Origin of the sequence: Pseudomonas machongensis, assembly GCF_034961125.1 — a bacterium.
Classification (GTDB): domain Bacteria; phylum Pseudomonadota; class Gammaproteobacteria; order Pseudomonadales; family Pseudomonadaceae; genus Aquipseudomonas; species Aquipseudomonas machongensis.
On the sequence record NZ_JAYFUI010000083.1, the window covers coordinates 1 to 20,351 of the forward strand.

Here is a 20,351-nt window from a genome sequence, read left to right on the forward strand (position 1 = left end):
CCTGACCATCGTGCTGATCACTCACGAGATGGCGGTGATCCGCGACATCTGCCAGCGCGTGGTGGTGCTCGAACGTGGCGAAGTAGTCGAGCAGGGCGAGGTCTGGCAGGTATTCGGCGCGCCGCGCCACGAAGTGACCCGCACCTTGCTCGCCCCCTTGCAGACCAAGCTGCCCGCAGCCTTGCAGGCCAGTTTGCGAGCTCAACCGGTCAGCCAGGACGCTGCCGTGGTGTTGCGCCTGCAACTGGTCGGCGAGCCGGAGCTGTCGGCATTGTTCATCGATCTCGGTGGGCGTGTGCGTCTGCTCCAGGGGGGTGTCGAGACCATTGGCGAGCACGCCTTGGGCCAACTCGTCCTGGCCGTGCGCGGCTCCGCGCTCGGGGCTCATCAACTGCTCGAACGCGCCCGGCGCTGGGCTGCCGATGTGGAGGTGCTGGGTTATGTGGACTGAACGCCTGCTGCAAGGCCTGATCGATACCCTGCTGATGGTGGGGGTGTCTTCGTTGATCGCGCTGCTGGTGGGGATTCCGATGGCGGTGCTGCTGGTCACCAGCGGCAAAGGGGGCATCTACGAAGCGCCGCTGCTCAACCGCGTGCTGGGCGCCTTCGTCAACCTGTTCCGCTCGATTCCCTTCCTGATCCTGATGGTGGCGTTGATCCCCTTTACCCGGCTGATCGTCGGAACCACCTATGGCGTCTGGGCGGCGGTGGTGCCATTGACCATCGCTGCCACGCCGTTCTTCGCCCGAATCGCCGAAGTCAGCCTGCGCGAGGTCGACCAAGGCCTGATCGAAGCGGCGCAGGCCATGGGCTGCCGACGCTGGCACATCATCTGGCATGTGCTGCTGCCTGAAGCGCTGCCAGGGATCGTCGGCGGTTTCACCATCACCCTGGTGACCATGATCAACTCCTCGGCCATGGCCGGCGCGATCGGTGCCGGCGGTCTGGGCGATATCGCCTACCGCTATGGGTACCAGCGCTTCGACAGCCAGATCATGCTGACGGTGATCGTCATGCTGGTGGCCTTGGTGGCGGTGATCCAGTTGGGCGGGGATCGGTTGGCCAAAGGCTTGAACAAGCGCTGAGCTGAAATCGAGTTCCTACGACCAGCGCAGGTTCTCGGCCGCCACGGGCCGTCCGAACCAGTAGCCCTGCCCCAGGTCGCACTGCTGCTCCAGCAGCAGTCGCGCCTGCTCGGCCTGCTCGATCCCCTCGGCATGCACCTGCATACCCATGCTGCGCGCCAGGGCGATGATCACCCGCACGATGGCGATGTCGTCTTCGTCATTGGGCAATCCGGCGACGAAGCCCTGGTCGATCTTCAGCTTCTGCACCGGCAGGCGCTTGAGCCGCAACAGTGACGAATAGCCGGTGCCGAAATCGTCGATCGCCAGGCGCAAGCCCAGTTCGCGCAGACGGTGTAACTGCTCCAGCGCCACCTCGGGGTCCTCCATCACCGCGCTCTCGGTCACTTCCAGCTCCAGCAGCGCCGGGTCCAGGCCGGTCTCGTCCAGCACCTCGGCCACTTGTCGATACAGGCCACGCTGGCCGAACAGGCGACTCGACAGGTTCACCGCGACGAAGTCCAGCACTCGCCCCTCGGCTTGCCACTGCACCATCTGCCGACAGGCGTGGCGCAGCACCCAGGCATCGATATCGACGATCAGCCCGGTGCGCTCGGCGATCGGGATGAACTCGCCCGGCGGCACCAGGCCGCGCTCGGGATGCTGCCAGCGCACCAGCGCCTCGACCCCGACCATGCTCCCGGTGAACAGGTCGTGCACCGGCTGGTAGAACACGCGCAGGTCTTCCTGGGCCAGGGCCCGGCGCAGTTCACCGGCGGTCTCGACGCGATGCTGGGCGTGGGCGGTAAGCTCTTCGGTGTACAGCGCATAGCAGGCGCGACCATTGCTCTTGGCCTTGAACAGCGCCGAGTCGGCATTGCGCAACAGTTGCTCGGCGCTCAGCGCGTCGCTGGGGAACAGGCTGATACCGATGCTCGCACCGATGAACAGGTGCTGCCCTTCGAACGCGAACGGCTGGCGAAGGCGTTCGAGGATGCCCTGTGCAGTGGTCGCCGCCTGGGCGACCTGCTGGCACCCCTCGAGCAGTACCGCGAACTCGTCGCCGCCCAGGCGCGCCAGGGTCACGCCGCTACCCAGCTGCTCCTGCAAACGCTCGCCCACCAGCTTGAGCAACTGGTCGCCAATGGTGTGCCCCAGGCTGTCGTTGATGCTCTGGAAGTGGTCGAGGTCGAGCAGCAGCAAGGCGCAGCCACGCTTGTTCGCCTGCGCCGCCGCCAACGCCTGCTCGGCACGGTCGCTGAACAGCAGGCGGTTGGGCAGGCCGGTCAAGGGGTCGTGATGGGCGAGGTAGGCCAGCTCTTGCTCGGAATGCTTGATCGCACTGATGTCGCTGAACACCGCAACGTAGTGGCTCAGCTCACCGCTGTCGTCGCGAATCGCGCAGATCGTCTGCCATTGCGGATAGATCTCGCCACTCTTGCGGCGATTCCAGATTTCCCCGCTCCACTCGCCTCTTTCGGCCAAGGTCGCGTAGATCTGCTGGTAGAAAGGCGCCCCATGGCGTCCCGACTTGAACTTGCTCGGGCGCTGGCCCAGCACTTCGTCCTGGTGATAACCGGTGATGCGCATGAAGGCGCGGTTCACATGCACGATCAGGCCGTTGCGATCGGTCACCAGCACGCCTTCCAAGGTGCTGTCGAAGACCGCTGCCGCCATGCGCAGGCGTTCGCGATCCTCGCTGCGCAGACGCGCACCCACGCCGATGAAGTTGAGCAGCCGGGCCCGTGACACGAAGATCAGCAAGGCGCTGAGCAGCACCCAGACCACCACGTTGATCTGCCGCCCGACGGTCAGCGCCAGGTCGTTGTCGGTCATGCCACGCAGCACCCACTCCGACAGCACCAGCCAGAGGAACGACAACACAACGTAGAGCGCAGCCATGCGCAAGGCGTCGCGAACAGAAACAGACATGTCGGGTGCATCAGTCCATGGGAAATGATGGCGCAGTATAAAGGTTGAAACATGCCGTGACTTTAAATCCCGGCTCATAAATAAGTCGCGGTTCCCGCCGCCTTTGCCCGTCCAGCCTGCCTTGGCGACACCCTCGCCGACGGCAAGGTGACCGGCGGTGACGATCACGGCGAAAGCACGACTGGTTTTATTTCCCCGTCAAGGGATAATGCGCCCGTTGTTTCCCCTGTTTTCCCGAGGGTCTTTCCAACTATGTGGTACAACGGTCTGCTCGACCTGTCGGCCTGGCAACTGGTCGCGGTCACCCTGCTGATGACCCACGTGACCATCGTCAGCGTCACGATCTACCTGCATCGCTACTCGGCGCACCGCTCCCTGGAGCTCAATGCCGGGCTCAAGCATTTCTTCCGCTTCTGGCTGTGGCTGACCACGGCGCAGAACACCCGTGAATGGACAGCGATCCATCGCAAGCACCACGCCAAGTGCGAAACCCCCGACGACCCGCACAGCCCGGTGTACAAGGGCCTGGGCACGGTCCTGCGCAAAGGTGCGGAGCTGTACCGGGAAGAGGCGCGCAACGAGGAAACCCTGCGCATCTACGGCAAGAACTGCCCGGATGACTGGATCGAACGCAACCTCTACTCGCGCTACAAAATGGGCGGCATCGCCCTGATGGCCGTGCTCGACCTGCTGCTGTTCGGCACCATCGGCATCACCATCTGGGCCATCCAGATGATGTGGATTCCGTTCTGGGCCGCCGGCGTGGTCAATGGCCTGGGCCATGCGGTCGGCTATCGCAACTTCGAGTGCCGCGACGCCGCCACCAACCTGGTGCCCTGGGGCATCATCATCGGCGGCGAAGAGCTGCACAACAACCACCACACCTACCCCAATTCGGCCAAGCTGTCGGTGCGCCGCTGGGAGTTCGACATGGGCTGGATGTGGATTCGCCTGCTGTGCCTGCTGCGCCTGGCCAAGGTGCAGCGCGTGGCGCCGATCGCCCACCGAGTCGAAGGCAAGGCCTCGTTGGACATGGACACCGCCATGGCAATCCTCAACAACCGCTTCCAGATCATGGCCCAGTACCGCAAGCTGGTGATCGGCCCGCTGGTCAAGCAGGAGCTGGAAAAGGTCGACACCTCGGTGCGCCACCACTTCCGCCGTGCCAAGCGCCTGCTGTCACGCGAGACCAGCCTGCTGCAGGATCGCCACCACGTACGCATCGAATCGATGCTGACGCACAGCCAGACGCTCAAGACCATCTACGAGAAGCGCCTGGCGCTGCAACAGATCTGGGCACGCACCAGCGCCAACGGCCACGACATGCTGGCGGCCATGAAAGACTGGGTGCACGAGGCCGAAGCCAGTGGTATCCAGTCGCTGCGCGACTTCGCCGCACAGCTCAAGACCTACTCCCTACGCCCTACCGGCGCCTGACTGCCGTTGATCGGCATGCCCCGCCCGAGGGCATGCCGACCGGAACTTCCCCCCCCTGCTCGACTCAAAATCGGCATATCGCCCGCGTGGCGGGCCGGGTCGTGGCCGCACGCACATTCGTCGAGATCCGATCCGTGCACATGGCCAAAGAACGTCACCCCTCGATCCAGACCGGTCCGCCCCGCCCCGAAGCTGCCCAGACCCTGCTCGCCCTGCTGCATGCCCAGGGTGAAGTGGCGCGCCTGAGCGAGCGCGAGCAGCTCTACAGCTCGCTGCTCGACAGCGTCAACGCCGTGCTCTGGGCCTTCGACTGGGAAACCCGCCAGGTGCTGTACGTCAGCCCCGCCTACGAGCGTATTTTTGGCCGCCCGGCCAGCCTGGTGATGGCCGACTACAACGAGTGGCGCGACGCAATCCACCCCGACGACCTCGACTACGCCGAGCGCAGCCTGGCCCAGGTACTGCTCCAGGGCACCGTCGAGGACCGCGAATACCGCATCATCAACGGCGCAGGCGAAGTGCGCTGGCTCAGCGACAAGTGCTACATCAACCAGCAGCGCGAAGGCGAGCGGGTGATCATCGTCGGCATTGCCGAGGACATCACCGAGAAGAAACAGCTCGAAGGCGAATTGCAGCGCCTTGCCACCACCGACGTCCTGACCCAGAGCAGCAATCGTCGGCACTTCTTCGAATGCGCCCAGCAAGCCTTCGACCGCGCCCGCGAAGACGGCACGCCAATGGCATTCCTGCTCCTGGACATCGACGACTTCAAGCACATCAACGACAGCTACGGGCATCCGGAAGGCGACCAGGTGCTACAGCGCATCGCCGACAGCGGCAAGGCAGTACTGCGCCGGGGCGATCTGTTCGGCCGTATTGGCGGCGAGGAATTCGCGGCGGTATTCCCAGGCTGCACGGCACAGGTCGCCGAGCAGATCGCCGAGCGCTTGCAGCGAGAAATCCAGCGCCTGAGCTTCACCTACGGCCAGCAGACCTACGGCGTGACCGTGAGCCAGGGGCTGACCGAGCTGAGCGATCAGGACACCGACCTGGACAACCTGTTCGGTCGCGCCGACGCGGCGATGTACCAGGCCAAGCGCCAGGGCAAGAACCAGATCGTGCGCGGATGAGCGGTAGCGCTCACGGTTTTTCCGTGGCGCTGTCTTCGTCGGTGTTCGGGGCCTGAGGCACCTCTTCCACAACCTCAGCTTCAACGCTCGCGGCTTCGACCTCAGGCGTCGTGATCACCACTGGCGGCGCGGGTGGCTCGCGCAGGCGATTGAGCTCAGGCAGGCCAAGCTTGAGCAGGCGTGCGGTCTTGCTGCTGGCGATCTTCTCGTTGCCCTGGGTTGGCAACGCCCGCGACAACTGGCCAGCCAGGTTCATCGCCAGAATCTCTCGCGAATACACGCCACCGCCCAGCTGGTAGATCGCAGCGATCAGCTCGCGGAGGTTCAGCGGCAGGCGCCAGCGGGTGCGCAGGGCCGAACCGAATGGCGCACCAAACTCATTGAGCGACAACTGCACCTGGTCTTCGTCCAGCTCGCCACCGGCCAGACGCCACTCCTGCAGGGTACGCAAAACGGCCAGGTCACCCAGGCAATGCAGCAGGCCCGCGCAGTAGCAGCGCTCCTGGTCCAGCTCGAGCATGCGTGCCAAGGTACGCGCGAATTCGGCGGTATGCAGCGAGATGTTCCAGAAGCGCGCGGCATGCTGCGCCAGCAGCGGATCGCTCAAGCGTGCGCTGCGCTTCAGCGTGAGGCCCAGGATCAGGTTCATGCTCTGGGTGCTGCCCAGCTTGTTCAGCGCCTGCAGCAGGGTCTGCACCGGCGCATCGCTATGCATGGCGGCACTGTTGGCCGCGGCGATGAGTACCCCGGTGATCTGCGGGTCATTGCGCACCTCCTCTTCCAGCACACGCAGGTTCAGGCCCTGCGGGTTGAGCGCGCGCTTGATCGCCACCTGTACATCGGCAAACAGCGGGCCGCCATCGGCAGTAGCGCGGCGCTGCTCGAGGTAGGCCGGCAAGCTGGCACCCGGCTGAAGGGGCGGCACGGGGCAGGCGATCTGCTCGCCGACTTCGAGCAACAGGTTTTCCAGGCGTTTGCGCAGGTTGTCCAGGTTCAGCGGTTTGCTCAGGTAGGCGGTGGGATGCAGCGGCAGCGCTTCTTTCACACTGGCGCTGTCAGTGCGTTCGCTCATGAGGATGAACGGCAGCCCAGGCTTGTCGCTCTTGGCGCGCACCTTGCGCAACAGGTCGAGGCCATCGACACCGGACAGCTCTCGGGCGGCGATGATCAGGTCGGGCTTGCTCGACAGCGCCGTCAGGGCCTGGGAACCATCGGCACAGACCTCCAGCCGGGCATCGCAGCGCACGCTGAGCAGCATCTCGCGAAGCATGTCGCGCACCCAGGGATCGCTCTCGGCGATCAGCACGCGGGGTGGGAGGGGGTCTGCAGCGCTCATGGGCAACTCCTGAATAATCCTGACACGCAGTCCATCGCGGCTTCCAAACACGTCCATCGGTTAACCATAGCGCCACCTGCCGCGAATTGGCACAAAAAAACCCGCGATGGCATGCAGTTCACAGTTTGTTCATCTTCGTCGCAGCATCCGAGCATGCATTAACTACCACCTCGCCCAGCGCCCGCCTGGCTCTAGTGATGCCCCCATCACAAAGCCGTACAACACGCACGGCCAGCGAGGAGCTCATGACGCTCAACCTTTCATCCACCACCCAACACGCCCTTTCGACCCTGCGCACCCGCATCGACCAACGCCTTGAGGAGCACCCCTCGCTTGAGCGCATGGGGCTGGTCAATCTGGACCAGGCACTGACAGACGCAGAAGCTGCGAGCATCGAGCTGACGATCAGGAGCACCCTGCACGCTTACTGGGAGTCGCTCGAAAAGCCCGCCATGACGAGGCGCCAGTGTCACATCGAAGATATCGAGGCCACGCTGCGCCAATTGCTCGATGTCCAGATCGCAGCCGGCAGGATCCACCCGACCTATGCCACCTGCCTGCCCGCTTCGCTCGATCAGAATGACCTGACCATCAGCACCCTGAGCCTCAAGCTCGAGGCAAGCCGCACAGCCACACTGCATGGCTGCCTGATGTTCAACCTGGACAGCGGCCCGACCCTCGTGTGGCTGGCAGGCCGGCAATGGGCCGCTTTCGCCACGCGCGACCTGGCAATCGCAGCGCTGACCGCGCTGGTGAACCAGCCGGTGGCCAGGGCCAGCATCACCGATACCCTGCCCCGCACGCAGCGCCTCGCGATGACCCAGCCATCGGCAGTGCAAACCTACGAACAGCGCCACTGGGTGATCAGGCCCGCACCGCGCAAGGCCTTTGCCGAGCTGCATCGACAACTGCGCAGCCTGCAACTGCACGATATCAAGCACGCCTTGCAGGCCGGGCTGGCGCCTGGTGAATCCCGTTCCGGGCGCGTCGAGGATGCCCTGCGCCTGCCGCTTGCCCTTGGGCCAGGCAGCGCGCTCGACGCCACCCTCGACGAAGCACTCAAGACACCGCCAAAAGCACCTGAATGGCTGCGATACGCGCCTGAGGACCAGGCCAGTCAATGCCTGAAGGCACTCCAGGAATACGACCACGCGCGTGCCGCCATGCTCAGTGCGCTGGGCGCCTGCGACAGTATAGAAAGCTTCGCCGCGACCCATCTGCGCAGCAGTATCGCCAACGACCTGGGCCTGGACCTGGACCCCGAGCAGATCATGCTGGTGACCAAGCGTACGCTGCCCGAAACCGCCGCCCCCTACGAGATCCGGCGCAGCCTTGTGCACCTGGCGTTGCAGGGCCTGCACGACGGCGACGACCAACCGGCCTCGGAATTCATTACCGCCACGCGCTTCGAGCAACAAGACCGGCCACTGCCTGAGGCGTACGCCACACTCACGCCCGCTTATGTCTGCAAGCTGATCGAAACACTGGCGCTGCACGGCAAGTTCGCCCCCGCTCAGAGAGCCGCACACAAGCAGGACAGCAGCCGGTCGCTGATGAACGCCGCCCTCTTGCAGCAGATCGCGGCCCAAGCCTGGTGCGCACGCCTGCAAGGCCAGATCACGCCCGATGACCAGCAGACGCTGGCAACCTTCGCCGCCGGAAGCGGCACGGGCTACGACAGGTTGTCCAGTGCCAACCTGCTCCTGGCGGACCAGTACCTGCTCAGCGATGCCCTGCTGGTGCGCCAGGAAGACGCCGAGGGAGGCCTGCAGCGTCTGCTGCTCTGCTGCCCGCAACATCCGCACAAGCCGGTGCTGGGTTTCGACAGCGAACGGCAGTTGCTCGTCGAGGTGGTGGGCTGGTTCGCAGAAGCGGACACCCAGGCCTACCTGCTGCAGAACGTGATAGCCCAGCAGCGCACCTCGTTCGCCGCCCTGATCAGTCAGATCGCCAACAAGCCATTCCCGCAGACACAGCAACAGCCCGCCAGCACCGAGGCGCAGGTCTGGGACACCTGGTACCTGGATATCCGCAGGCAGCGTCAGCAGATCCCTACCCCGGAAAAGCTCTACGAGCAGTTCATGACACTGGTGCGCTTCACGGGCCAGGAAGGGGTCAAAGCCCTGACCCAAAACCGCATCGAGGTTGCCGAGGCCAACACAGCCGCGCGCGCACCCGCCTGGTTGCAGGCGGCCAGTGCCTCCCAGCGTGGCCAGCTGACGCGCCTGGAAGACCAGATCCAGGCTGCAGAGCAGCAGTATGCCGAGGCCAAGCATGCGCAACTGCCGGATTTCGAGGCGTATGTCCACGCCCAGGCCCGTGACAAGCTCAAGCAGTTGCTCGGCAACCGTGACGACAGCATCGATCCGGACAGCGTGATCATCAAGTCACCCAGGGAGACCCTTACCTACACCCAATTGCTGCGCAACGGCTATGACGACAGCCTGGGCCTGTTCACGGCCACAGCCGATACCACGGCAACCCTCGAAGGCCCCGACGGGGTTGATCTTTCGGCGTTGACGCCGCAGTCGGTCACAGGCTCCGTACGCGGTCAGTGGGTATCCGACCGCTACGTCAGCCTGATCGAGGAGACCCTGCTCTCACCCATACACACCGGCTACGCCTGGCGTCGTCGGCAGAGCGTGTTGATCGTACAACTGCAGATGCAACTGGCGGCGCTGCGCAGCCTCCTGCAAGGGCATCTGGATGCCGACCAGTACGCCTGGCTGCTGGCGAGCATCCAGAGCATGCACCAGACTGCCGACACCCAGCGCAAGCGTCATGCGTTCTACCGATTGGTAGTGCGTATCGACAACGAGTTCCTGGCCGACGAGCCGATCGTCGGCAAGTTGTTCAACGCGCTGTACCGGATCATGGGCAAGACCCCGCCCTACCGCGAAGAAATCATCCACGGTTGCTACCTGCTCAAGTCGCCGACAGGGCACCCCTCGCAGACGTTGCTCTACACTCCCGCGGCTGCAGACGGCATCGACTTTCGGCCCTTCAGCAGCTTCGTCCAGTCGCTCAACACCCCAGGCATGATCGACTACTACAAGGACCGCAGTCGCAAGCAAGCCGGGCAACTGCTGGCCTTCCTGTTCAAGGACCTGCGCGAAGGCGGACCGAGCCCGGTGCCAAGCGTACCCGAAGCCCCCACGGACGACCTGCGCATCCTGTGCTACGACGATGGGCTGCGCCAACGCATCGTCGATGTGCGCGATGTCACCAAGGGTCGCGCCGATATGATCGCGAGCATCGTCTGGAACACGCTGGAAACGGTGGTCCAGATCGTGACGCTGCCCTTCCCGCCTGCTGCCTTCACAGTGGGCGCCGCACTTGCCCTGCGCGACTATATCGGCGCACTGAGCGCATTCATCAATCGCGATGCCGGCACCGCGAGCCTGTACCTGTTGTCTTCGCTGCTCAACGGCGCAGGCGCCTATGGTGACCTGGCGCACGGCATGAAAGGTTTTGGCAGCCTGCTGCGCAATGCCGAGCGGCTGCCCAGCCAACCACGGCGCTGGGCAGACACGAAAACGGCAGTGCTCGGCCTCACCGAGCGTGAGCTCAAGCCCGTCGAGCTGAAGGGCCAGTCGGTACTGCTCGCCCCCCCTTCTACCCAGGGGTTGGCGCGGATCGCCAGACGTAACGCGAGCGGTGAACTGATCGACACCGGACGTTACGCCAGGCACGACAAACTGGGTGACTGGATCCCGGTGGAGCACGCGGAAAACGCTGTAGTTCAGCCAGCCCCCGACAAGCACGCCGTCGCCATCTCGCTGGAGGGTGGCACACCGGCCAGTGGCACACACGCGCAAGGCATCACCCTGGTCAATGGCCGCCCCTACGTGCAGATCGACGACCAGGTGTTCCAGGTGCAATTCGATGCGCATACCGCGCAATGGTCGATCATCGACCCGGACAATCCCTTCGCCTTCTTCGGACGCCAGCCATTGGCGCGCCAGGCGGACGGTACCTGGAAGCGCGTCGACAGTGGTGGGTTGCGGGGAGGGAATCCTGGCGATAACAACCTGGTACCCCCGCCTGAAACCGTGACCCCACCTGTGGCGGGTGGCAACAACGTCGTGAGCCTGCCCAGCGCTCGCTCGAGCTTCTGGGATATCCACATGAAAGAGGACGCGGCACAAAGCGAACTGCTCTCGAACCAGGCCCAGGCCCGCCATCGCGCGCTGCTGGACGATACCGACATCGCCCGCCTGGAAGATGGCGAAGATGCGCCCATGGATGAGCATGACTTCGAGTACCTGCGAACCGATGAAGGCATCACCTACACCTACAAGGAAGACGAAGACTACGTAAACCGCCTCATCGGCAACTACACGGATGAAAGCTCGCAAATCAACAGCTACCTGCGCCGCGGGGTGCATGAGTTCCCGTTCTGCGACTCGGACACGTTCGTCGACAAGCTGGTGGACTCGCTGGAAACCCTGCCCAAGAGCAACACGGTCGCTCTCTACCGCGGAGGCAACGGATCGAGAAGCACCTCGGGCGAGCACTTTCGCAGCGGAAAACTGAAGAAAGGCGACGTACTGGTCAACTCGGACCTGACGTCCTTTACCGAAAATCCCTATGTAATACGCTCATTCGCCAGCGATGAACTCTCCTCGCCGGACATCGTGAAGGGCACATTCGACAACACATCGGTGGTTTTCGAGGTACCGGCGGGCCAATACGAGAGCGGGGTGCCCATAGCTCCCCTGTCATGGACAACAACAGAGGCGGAAACCCTGTTCCCGCCAGGGTGCCGTTTCGAGATCGAAGACATCGGCGAGGTGGTGGGTGACGACTTCCGCTTCGTCAATGTGAAGCTCAAGGAGATCCCGAGCACAGCGCCCGTGGTGCACCCGGTATACGATCTGCGCACCGGCAACCCGTTCAAGCGCGACGAGTACGCCGCCATGCTCAAGAACGACGACCTGGTCGAACGCTTCTTCCCTGCTGCCGACTGGACACCTCCCAGCCCTTCGAGCACCTGATCCTCAGGTTGAAAAAAAACGCCCAGGCAATGCCTGGGCGTTTTTTATCGGCTACGCGGATCGGCAATCAAGCCAATTCAGCGAAGCACTCTTCGATGATGGCCAGGCCTTTGTCCAGCAGGGCGTCTTCGGCGGTCAGCGGAACCAGGATCCGCAGAACGTTGCCGTAGGTGCCGCAGGACAGCAGGATCAGACCCTTGTCACGGGCCTTGGCGACCACTTGGGCCACGGCGGCAGCGTTCGGGGTGTGGGTGCCCTTCTCGAACACTTCCACGGCGATCATCGAGCCCAGACCACGGACGTCACCGATGATCGAGTGCTTCTTCTGGATTTCACGCAGGCCGGCGGTCAGGCGCTCGCCAACGGCCTTGCTGCGGTCCAGCAGCTTCTCTTCCTCGAACACCTGGATAACGGCCAGGGCCGCGGCGCAGGCGATCGGCGAACCGGCGTAGGTGCCGCCCAGGCCACCTGGAGCGATGGCGTCCATGTATTCGGCCTTGCCGCACACACCAGCCAGCGGGAAGCCGCCAGCGATGGACTTGGCGAAGGTGGTCAGGTCAGGCGCGACGCCCATCTGCTCCATGGCGAAGAAGGTGCCGGTACGGCCAGCGCCGGTCTGCACTTCGTCGGCGATCAGCAGGATGCCGTGCTGGTCGCACAGGGCGCGCAGGCGCTGCATCAGCTCTTTTGGCGCTGGCAGGAAGCCGCCTTCGCCTTGTACTGGCTCGAGGATGATCGCAGCGATGTCGCGCGGCTCGGCGTCGTTCTTGAAGATGCGCTCGACCGACGCGATGGCGTCATCGACGCTCACGCCGTGCAGCTCGCTCGGGAACAGGGCACGGAACACGCCGCCTGGCATCAGGCCCATGCCTGCGGAGTACGGCACGACCTTGCCGGTCAGGCCCAGGGTCATCATGGTGCGGCCGTGGTAGCCGCCGGTGAAGGCGATCACACCGGCACGGCCAGTGGCGGCACGGGCAATCTTCACGGCGTTTTCAACGGCTTCGGAGCCGGTGGAAACCAGCAGGGTCTTCTTGTCGAAGTTACCCGGAACCAGCTTGTTGATCTTCTCGCACAGCTCGACATAAGGCTCGTAGGCCAGCACCTGGAAGCAGGTGTGGCTGACCTTGGTCAGCTGCTCTTGAACGGCAGCGACCACTTTCGGGTGCAGGTGGCCGGTGTTCAGTACTGCGATGCCGCCAGCGAAGTCGATCAGTTCGCGGCCTTCAACGTCGATCACCGTGGAGTTCTTCGCCGACTCGACGAAGATCGGGTGGATCTGGCCGACGCCACGTGGGACGGCGGCGACACGGCGTTGCATCAAGGATTCGTTGGTCTTGCTCATAATGCCCTCATTCGCGCCGACTCTGACGGCGCTGTTATTCGGGGGTGGCTGGGTGTGCCTGCGAACAGTATTCGTTGATCGACTGTCACCGGCGCCCTGGCCACCAGGTACTGCATGTCAAAAAAACCAGCGAGACGTCGCTCTCGCGCCCCGCTGGCAGAGGTAAAGCCCTTAGCGCATCAGACGCTGATGCACAGGTATTTGATTTCGAGGTAGTCCTCGATGCCGTACTTGGAACCTTCGCGGCCCAGGCCCGAGGCCTTGATACCGCCGAACGGCGCGACTTCGTTGGAGATCAGGCCGGTGTTGATACCGACCATGCCGTATTCCAGGGCCTCGGCGACGCGGAACACGCGGCTCATGTCGCGGGCATAGAAGTACGAGGCCAGGCCGAACTCGGTGTCGTTGGACATGGCGATGACTTCGGCTTCATCCTTGAAGCGGAACAGCGGCGCCAGCGGGCCGAAGGTCTCTTCCTTGGCGACGGCGGCAGTCTTCGGTACGTCGACCAGGATGGTCGGCTCGAAGAAGTTGCCTTCGATCAGCTTGCCACCGGACAGCACCTTGGCGCCCTTGGAGACGGCGTCCTCGATGTGCTCCTGGACCTTGGCGACCGCCTTGTTGTCGATCAGCGGGCCAGTGGTGGTGCCTTCTTCCAGGCCGTTACCGATCTTCAGCTTGCCAACGGCAGCCTTGAGCTTCTCGGCGAACGCGTCGTAGACACCGTCCTGCACATAGATACGGTTGGCGCAGACGCAGGTCTGGCCGTTGTTGCGGTACTTGGAGATGATCGCGCCCTCGACCGCCTTGTCCAGGTCGGCGTCGTCGAACACGATGAACGGAGCGTTGCCGCCCAGCTCCAGGGAAACCTTCTTGATGTCCTTGGCGCACTCTTCCATCAGCTGGCGACCGATTTCGGTCGAGCCGGTGAAGGACAGCTTGCGTACCAGGGAGTTGCCAGTCAGCTCGCCGCCGACTTCGCCGGCGCTGCCGGTAACAACGCTCAGCACGCCAGCCGGGATACCGGCGCGGGTGGCCAGCTCGACCAGGGCCAGGGCGGAGTAAGGGGTCTGCGAAGCAGGCTTGAGCACCATGGTGCAGCCAGCAGCCAGGGCCGGGCCGGCTTTACGGGTGATCATCGCCGCCGGGAAGTTCCACGGGGTGATGGCCGCGGTGACACCGATCGGCTGCTTGATGACGATCAGGCGCTTGTCTGGCTGGTGACCCGGGATGGTGTCGCCGTAGACGCGCTTGGCTTCCTCGGCGAACCACTCGATGAACGAGGCGGCATAGGCGATTTCGCCCTTGGCTTCGGCCAGCGGCTTGCCCTGCTCGGTGGTCATCAGGCGAGCCAGGTCGTCCTGGTTCTCGATCATCAGCTCGAACCAGCGGCGCAGCTTGTTCGAACGCTCCTTGGCGGTCAGGGCACGCCAGGCCGGCAGGGCCTTGTCGGCGGCTTCGATGGCGCGGCGGGTTTCCGCAGCCCCCATCTTCGGCACGGTACCGATGACTTCGCCGGTGGCCGGGTTGGTCACCTTGATGGTCTGACCGCTGTCCGCATCCAGCCATTCACCGTTGATGAAGGCTTGCTGGCGGAACAACTGAGCGTCTTTGAGCTGCATGTCGGCTTCCCTTGACCGCGCCGCGCTGGCACGGAACGTCTTGTTGATTGTTGAAAGGCGCCCCTGGTGGGGCTGCCGTCAGGAATTCTGGCACCCAAACGAGCCAAGTGTTCAATATGGGCATCGAGCGTTTGAAATCTCAAACGAATGCTAAGCGGGTGCTGGGGTGTTGGACAATAGGCTGTTCGAAAAAAAGAACGAATGGTCTTTAGACAGCGCTGGCCCTATCGCGGGACAAGCCTACACCCACAGGTTGTGGGAGCGGGCTTGTCCCGCGATAGGGCCAGCAAAGATTAGACGATCGAGCTGACGAAAATGTGATGCCGCTCTATCAGAAGGCCTTGTCCAACTCGATCACCAGAGCCCGATACCCCACACTCCCCGGCTGACGGCTGTGCACCTTCAATTCCACCAGCACCTCCTGGGTCCCCCGGCGCACCTCATTGAGCACCGTAGTGGTGAGCTTCTCCGGCGTCAGGTAGCCCACCGAGGCGGAATAGATGAACTGGGTATCGGTCTCCGGACGGTAGGCCACCACCGAAGTGATCGGGCTATACCACTCGTCACCTCGCTCCTTGCCGTACTCCCACACCTGCTCGACCGTACCCTTCGCCTCATCGATGCGATACTCCACCGCGCGGCTGTAGTTGCCGCTGAGCTTGGTCGGGGCGAAATCGCGGCCCCAGCCGTTGTCGAACACGGTCAGCGTACCCTTGCCGGTGAGCCAGGCGGTGTGCTGCGTCCACGACCAGTCGAAGCCATCGCCGCCGACTGGCGTCAGCACCTTGGCCTTCAGCCGCGCGGGCCAGCCCTGGGGCGAGGCGAGGATCCACTTCACCTGCTTGTCACGCCCGATCTTCACCACCCCTTGGTGACGCGCTGAAACGATGATGCTGTCGTCATCGGCGTCGTAGTCGATGGCATTGACGTGCGCCCAGTTGCGCCCGGTGCCGACGCCGGGAGTATCGCCGAACGGCAGGTCGCCTTCGGCCAGCTCGTTGGCCAGGCGCTCGTCCTGCTTGTGCACGCCCGCCGGCAACTGGATCGCCGCCTTGCCGAGGGTTTCCAGCAGGTCGCCGCGGTAGGGGTCGAGGATCTGGTTGAGGTCCCAGAAGTCCAGGACATCCCCCGCCTCGTCAACCTCGATGATGTGGTCGCGGATCGAGCGCACGCGCTTGCCGTCCGGTCGCCGGTAGTCGCTGGTGCCCACCCGCAGCAGGTAGGTGCCCTGTGCCGTTTCGCGGATCTCGTGGGAGAAGTCGGCGAACTTGTCCGGCAGGTTGCGCTGCCAGATACGCCGCCCCAGCAGGTCGAACTTGGAGTAGGTCTGGCCCTGGCCCCAGATCAGCTTGCCGTCGCGGGTCTGCTGGAAGCCCATGGTCCCCCCCAGGCCATCGCGGCGGTTGGAGTCGTGGACCTGCTCGATATCCAGGTACCAGCGCACATCGCCATTGCTGTCGGCGATCCAGTTGTTGCCGACCTGATCCCACTCGGCAGCACCGCCCAGGCCGTTCCACTTGAAGGCACGGCCACCGGGGATCTCGCCCAGCAGGTGGTTGAACAGGTAGAGACGTTTCTCGAAGCCCGGCGCCACCTTGATCGGTTCGACCAGCGGCAGCGCCGCCGTCTGTTTCGCCACGACCGGCAGGCGCACGGCCGGGGCGTAGATTTCATAACGCTCACGCACGCGCTCGCCGTCGAGCTTGTAGCTGACCTCGACCTGGTTGACGTGGTCCGGGTAGAGCCCGAACACCGGGATACCGCCGTAAGTCCACAGCGAGCGGTCGGAAACGTCATAGGCGATGTCCACACCCCGCTCGCCACGGCCCAGCACACGCACATGGGCATTACCGATGGTGCGCCCACCGTCGCGGATGATCGCGGTCAGCGGCGCCAGGCGGTAAGGGTTGACGACGATGTCCCCGAGCAGCGCTTGGTCGTCGGTGGGCACTTTGGCGGTGATGCAGGCGCCCTCGGGCAGTGCGGGGGTTTCGGTCTTGGCGTTCATGGCAAAGCTCCTTGTCCTCAGAAGTCGTAGCGGGCGGTGGCGCCCACGGTGCGCGGCGTACCGAGCACGCCGGCATAGCCGCCGTTGGCGGAGTTCCACAGGCTGGTGAAATAGGTCTTGTCGCCGGCGTTCTTCACCCACAGCGACAGGTCGAGCACACCGTCACCCTGGTCCAGGCGCACGCCGGTGGAGAGGTTGACGATGGCGTAGCTGGGGATCTGGCCGTAGTCCGAGTCGTCGATGGTGCCCACTGCGCGAGAGCGGAAGGCGTAGCTGGCGGTGACATAGGGCTCGATGCGCTCGGCCAGTTGCCACTTGTACTGGGCGTTGAGATTGGCGATGTACTTGGAAGCACCGACCACCTGGTGGCCGGACAGGTCGCAAGTCGCGGCGGCGTTGACCAGACTGACCTCCGGCGGGCACGGGGCGTCCTTGTACTCGGTGTAGCGCACGTCGTTCCACGAGCCGTTGAAGTTCAAGGTCAGGCCGCGCAATGGCACGGCCGTGGCCTCGAATTCGAAACCACGCGAGCGCACGCTGCCGGCATTGGCCAGGTACTGCACGCGATTGACCTGGTCGTAGACGTTGGCCTGGTAGCCATGTACTTGCGCCCAGAACAGGTTGGCATTGAGTTGCAGGCGGTTGTCGAGCAGCGTGCTCTTGACCCCGAGCTCGGCGTTGTTGATCCGCTCGGTGCCGACCTGCAGCGAGTCGGTGCCCAGGCGCGGGGCGGCGCCGACGGTCAGGTTCACGCCACCCGACTTCTCGCCGTGCGAAAGGCTGGCGTAGCCAAGCACCTCGTCGCTGAAGCGGTAGCTCAGGCTCAGCAGCCCCGAGGGCGCGAAGCTGTACTGGCTGAGGTCGCCCGAATCGTAAGCGCCCACGCGGCCCTGGCGTGCCGTGGCTGCTGCACCGGTGACTGCGGCACCGCCAAAGGGATCGTCGCGGGTCACCCAGGCATTCTTCTCTTCATAGGTGCCACGCACGCCTGCGGTGAAGTCCAGGCGCTCGGTCAGGTGCCAGGTGCCCTGGGCGAACAACGCGTAGCTGTCGGTATCGATATGGCCGTTGCCCAGGGTGGTGACGTTGGCCAAGGCTCCGGCGGGGGTGGCGTTCCAGATGTCGGCCTGGGGGCCGTAATAGGTGAACGACTTGTTGTCCAGGTCCTGCTTGAAGTAGTAGGCCCCCAGCACGTAGTCGAAGAAGCCGCCGGTGGGCGAGGCCAGGCGCAGTTCCTGCGAGTACTGCTTGTCGCGCACCGACACGCCCGCGTTGTAGGCGGCGGGCACGTTGAGGCCGTCGTCGTTGCGTGGCGTGAAATCCCACCAGCGGTAGGCGGTGATCGAGGTCAGGGTGAAGTCGTTGGGCAGCGTCCAGTTGGCCTCCACCGAAGTGCCGCCCTGGAACACCTTGACCATCTGGTCGGCATCGAAGTTGACCTTGCGCTTCTTGCCCGACACCAAAGTGGCGCCAGCCTGGCTGGCCAGGCTTTCGTAGCGGTTGACGCCGTTGATGGTCGGGCCGGTGCTGTAGAGGCTGAGGATGCCGTTGTTGGAGTCCTCTTCGTTGTACTCGCCGATCCAGCGCAGGTTGAAGGTATCGCTGGGCTTGAACAGCAACTGGGTGCGAAAACCCTGGCGCTTGCCACCGTTGAGATCGTCGCCGTTGTAGAGGTTCTTCACATAGCCGTCGTCCTCGGTGCGGTAAGCGCTGATGCGCCCGGCGAGGGTGTCGGTGATCGGGCCGGAGAAACTGCCTTGCGTTTGCCAGTAGCCGTCCTCGCCCAGCGACGATTGCACGCTGCCCTCGCGCTGGAAGGTTGGCTTGCGTGTGGTGATGTTGAGTACCCCGGCCGTGGTGTTCTTGCCGAACAGCGTGCCCTGCGGGCCACGCAGCACTTCGAGCTGCTCGACGTCGAGCAGGTCGAACACGGCCATGCCGGGGCGCCCAAGATAGACGTTGTCCAGATACACCCCGACGCTGCCTTCGAGGCCATCGCTGGCCGGGTTGTTGCCCAGGCCGCGGATCGAGATGCTCGACTGGCGCGCATGGACGTAGGCGACATTGGTGCTGGGCACCAGCTGCTGCAGGTCCTGCACTCGGTAGATACGCTGGGTTTCCAGGGTTTCGCTGCCCAGCACGCTGATGGGCGTGGGCACGCTCTGCGAGGTTTCCTCGCGGCGCCGGGCATTGACCGTGACGGTGCCAAGCTTGGCGTCCTGTTCGACGGTGGGCGCAGCGTCGGCAGGCGCCGGCTCGGCGAGGACATGACCGGCGGTCGCCAACAGCACACCAGCGGCCAGGGGTTGCAGGGTGAACAGCGACGCACGCGTCGGCCAACGGAAAACTCGCGACATGCAGATGCTCCTTGAGGCATGGGCCCTGGCGAGCATTTCCGTTGACGGAACCGAATCGCAGTCAGAGGGGCTTATATTCTTTTAAGAGATATAAATATTTGCATTTCATATTTTGTGGAATAAGTAACTGCATTTATAAGGTTCACAACCCTTGTCAGCAATTGCATTTCACCGAAAGTTTTCATGTAGAAAATGCATATCGATCTCCGTCAGCTTCGCCACTTCATCGCCCTGGTCGAGCACCGCAGCTTCGTCGCCGCCGCCGCGGCCGTGAACCTGTCGCAATCGGCCTTCAGCCGCAGCATCCAGACGCTGGAGCACAACGTCGGCTGTCGCCTGGTCGACCGCGCCAGCAAGGAGCTGGCACCGACCCGCCAGGGCCAGTTGGTACTGGAGCATTCGCGGCGCCTGGTGCATGGCGCGCACAACCTGGTCAACGAGATCAACCAGTTCAATGGCGCGACGACCGGCATGGTGCGCTTCGGTTCGGGACCGGCGCCTGCCGGTGGGCTGGTGCCACGCGCGGTGGCACGCTTCGTGACCGAGTTTCCGGCCGCGCGCACCTGCTTCCAGGTGGATAACTGGCAGGCGTTGAACCGCAGACTGATGGCCGAGGAGATCGAGTTCTTCGTCGCTGACACCCGTCAGTTCGAAGCCGACCCGGACTACCGGGTGCACAAACTCACGCCGCAGCGCTGGTACTTCTGTTGCCGCGCCGGGCATCCGCTGACCGAGCGCAACGAGGTACGCGCGCGCGACCTGTTCGACTACCCCATGGCCACCACCTTGCGCCCGCCGAACATCCGCAAGGTGCTCAGCGAAATGAGCGGCCGCCAGGACTTCCTGCCCAACGTGGAGTGCGAGCATGGCTATGCGCTGCTCAACGTGGTGATGCAATCGGACACCATCGGCATCGCCTGCCGGGGCAACTTGCGGCCTTATCAGGACGAAGAGCGGCTGGTAGCGCTGGAGCTGGTGGACCTGACGGCGGAACAGGAAGAGGCTTGCCATACCCGCTACGGCATCGTCAGCCGGGTGGGCTATGGGTTGTCCCCATTGGCGCAGGGGTTGGTGCGGCAGTTGATTGCTTGTGATGGGGAAGGTTAGGGATCGGTCGTGGACT

12 protein-coding genes are annotated in these 20,351 nt (G+C 63.9%); 6 read left to right on the top strand and 6 right to left on the bottom strand.

Annotated features, from left to right (window positions below; genetic code table 11):
* A partial coding sequence (locus VA602_RS08695; RefSeq protein ID WP_323453013.1) for an NIL domain-containing protein occupies nucleotides 1-451 on the top strand: 451 nt, incomplete at its 5' end.
* Nucleotides 441-1,085: a methionine ABC transporter permease gene (locus VA602_RS08700; protein WP_153772482.1), complete on the top strand. Its 645-nt coding sequence runs from the start codon at nucleotides 441-443 to the stop codon at nucleotides 1,083-1,085. The genes VA602_RS08695 and VA602_RS08700, both read left to right, overlap by 11 nt.
* Nucleotides 1,086-1,100: 15 nt before the next feature.
* Here VA602_RS08700 and dibA read toward each other — a convergent pair whose 3' ends face one another.
* On the bottom strand, nucleotides 1,101-2,996 hold the full coding sequence (dibA, locus tag VA602_RS08705; RefSeq protein WP_323453014.1) for a phosphodiesterase DibA: 1,896 nt from the start codon (nucleotides 2,994-2,996) through the stop codon (nucleotides 1,101-1,103).
* Nucleotides 2,997-3,248: 252 nt separating this feature from the next.
* On the opposite strand from dibA, the gene desA reads away from it, so the two are divergent.
* Nucleotides 3,249-4,433, top strand: a complete 1,185-nt coding sequence (gene desA / locus VA602_RS08710) for a delta-9 fatty acid desaturase DesA (RefSeq protein ID WP_153772483.1) — start codon at nucleotides 3,249-3,251, stop codon at nucleotides 4,431-4,433.
* 140 nt (nucleotides 4,434-4,573) lie between these two features.
* On the top strand, nucleotides 4,574-5,563 hold the full coding sequence (locus tag VA602_RS08715) for a GGDEF domain-containing protein (RefSeq protein WP_151925496.1): 990 nt from the start codon (nucleotides 4,574-4,576) through the stop codon (nucleotides 5,561-5,563).
* Nucleotides 5,564-5,573: 10 nt separating this feature from the next.
* On the opposite strand, the gene VA602_RS08720 is transcribed toward VA602_RS08715, so the two are convergent.
* Nucleotides 5,574-6,899, bottom strand: coding sequence for a response regulator (locus VA602_RS08720; RefSeq protein WP_323453015.1), 1,326 nt, complete (start codon nucleotides 6,897-6,899; stop codon nucleotides 5,574-5,576).
* Between the two features lie 245 nt (nucleotides 6,900-7,144).
* Between VA602_RS08720 and VA602_RS08725 the strand changes: the two genes are divergently transcribed.
* Entirely contained in the window at nucleotides 7,145-11,896 is a 4,752-nt protein-coding gene (locus VA602_RS08725; protein WP_323453016.1) for a dermonecrotic toxin domain-containing protein, read from the top strand.
* Between the two features lie 67 nt (nucleotides 11,897-11,963).
* Here VA602_RS08725 and gabT read toward each other — a convergent pair whose 3' ends face one another.
* The 4 genes from gabT to VA602_RS08745 form a co-directional block, all read right to left on the bottom strand.
* On the bottom strand, nucleotides 11,964-13,241 hold the full coding sequence (gene gabT, locus VA602_RS08730) for a 4-aminobutyrate--2-oxoglutarate transaminase (RefSeq protein ID WP_063542182.1): 1,278 nt from the start codon (nucleotides 13,239-13,241) through the stop codon (nucleotides 11,964-11,966).
* Nucleotides 13,242-13,420: 179 nt separating this feature from the next.
* Nucleotides 13,421-14,863, bottom strand: a complete 1,443-nt coding sequence (gene gabD / locus VA602_RS08735; protein ID WP_054891643.1) for an NADP-dependent succinate-semialdehyde dehydrogenase — start codon at nucleotides 14,861-14,863, stop codon at nucleotides 13,421-13,423.
* Between the two features lie 331 nt (nucleotides 14,864-15,194).
* Complete coding sequence (locus VA602_RS08740) at nucleotides 15,195-16,871, bottom strand: aryl-sulfate sulfotransferase (RefSeq protein ID WP_323453017.1); 1,677 nt, start codon at nucleotides 16,869-16,871, stop codon at nucleotides 15,195-15,197.
* Between the two features lie 17 nt (nucleotides 16,872-16,888).
* Entirely contained in the window at nucleotides 16,889-19,228 is a 2,340-nt protein-coding gene (locus VA602_RS08745) for a TonB-dependent receptor (protein WP_323453018.1), read from the bottom strand.
* Nucleotides 19,229-19,420: 192 nt separating this feature from the next.
* Here VA602_RS08745 and VA602_RS08750 point away from each other — a divergent pair, with 192 nt between their 5' ends.
* Nucleotides 19,421-20,335 carry a LysR family transcriptional regulator gene (locus tag VA602_RS08750; protein ID WP_063542176.1) on the top strand — a complete coding sequence of 305 codons (915 nt, stop codon included), beginning with the start codon at nucleotides 19,421-19,423 and terminating at the stop codon, nucleotides 20,333-20,335.
* The last annotated feature ends 16 nt before the right edge of the window (nucleotides 20,336-20,351 follow it).

Excerpts from the sequence above, each read along its gene's own strand:
- VA602_RS08700 (WP_153772482.1), top strand. The coding sequence starts at position 441 with ATGTGGACTGAACGCCTGCTGCAAGGCCTGATCGATACCCTGCTGATG.
- dibA (WP_323453014.1), bottom strand. The coding sequence starts at position 2,996 with ATGTCTGTTTCTGTTCGCGACGCCTTGCGCATGGCTGCGCTCTACGTT.
- desA (WP_153772483.1), top strand. The coding sequence starts at position 3,249 with ATGTGGTACAACGGTCTGCTCGACCTGTCGGCCTGGCAACTGGTCGCG.
- VA602_RS08715 (WP_151925496.1), top strand. The coding sequence starts at position 4,574 with ATGGCCAAAGAACGTCACCCCTCGATCCAGACCGGTCCGCCCCGCCCC.
- VA602_RS08720 (WP_323453015.1), bottom strand. The coding sequence starts at position 6,899 with ATGAGCGCTGCAGACCCCCTCCCACCCCGCGTGCTGATCGCCGAGAGC.
- VA602_RS08725 (WP_323453016.1), top strand. The coding sequence starts at position 7,145 with ATGACGCTCAACCTTTCATCCACCACCCAACACGCCCTTTCGACCCTG.
- gabT (WP_063542182.1), bottom strand. The coding sequence starts at position 13,241 with ATGAGCAAGACCAACGAATCCTTGATGCAACGCCGTGTCGCCGCCGTC.
- gabD (WP_054891643.1), bottom strand. The coding sequence starts at position 14,863 with ATGCAGCTCAAAGACGCTCAGTTGTTCCGCCAGCAAGCCTTCATCAAC.
- VA602_RS08740 (WP_323453017.1), bottom strand. The coding sequence starts at position 16,871 with ATGAACGCCAAGACCGAAACCCCCGCACTGCCCGAGGGCGCCTGCATC.
- VA602_RS08745 (WP_323453018.1), bottom strand. The coding sequence starts at position 19,228 with ATGTCGCGAGTTTTCCGTTGGCCGACGCGTGCGTCGCTGTTCACCCTG.
- VA602_RS08750 (WP_063542176.1), top strand. The coding sequence starts at position 19,421 with ATGCATATCGATCTCCGTCAGCTTCGCCACTTCATCGCCCTGGTCGAG.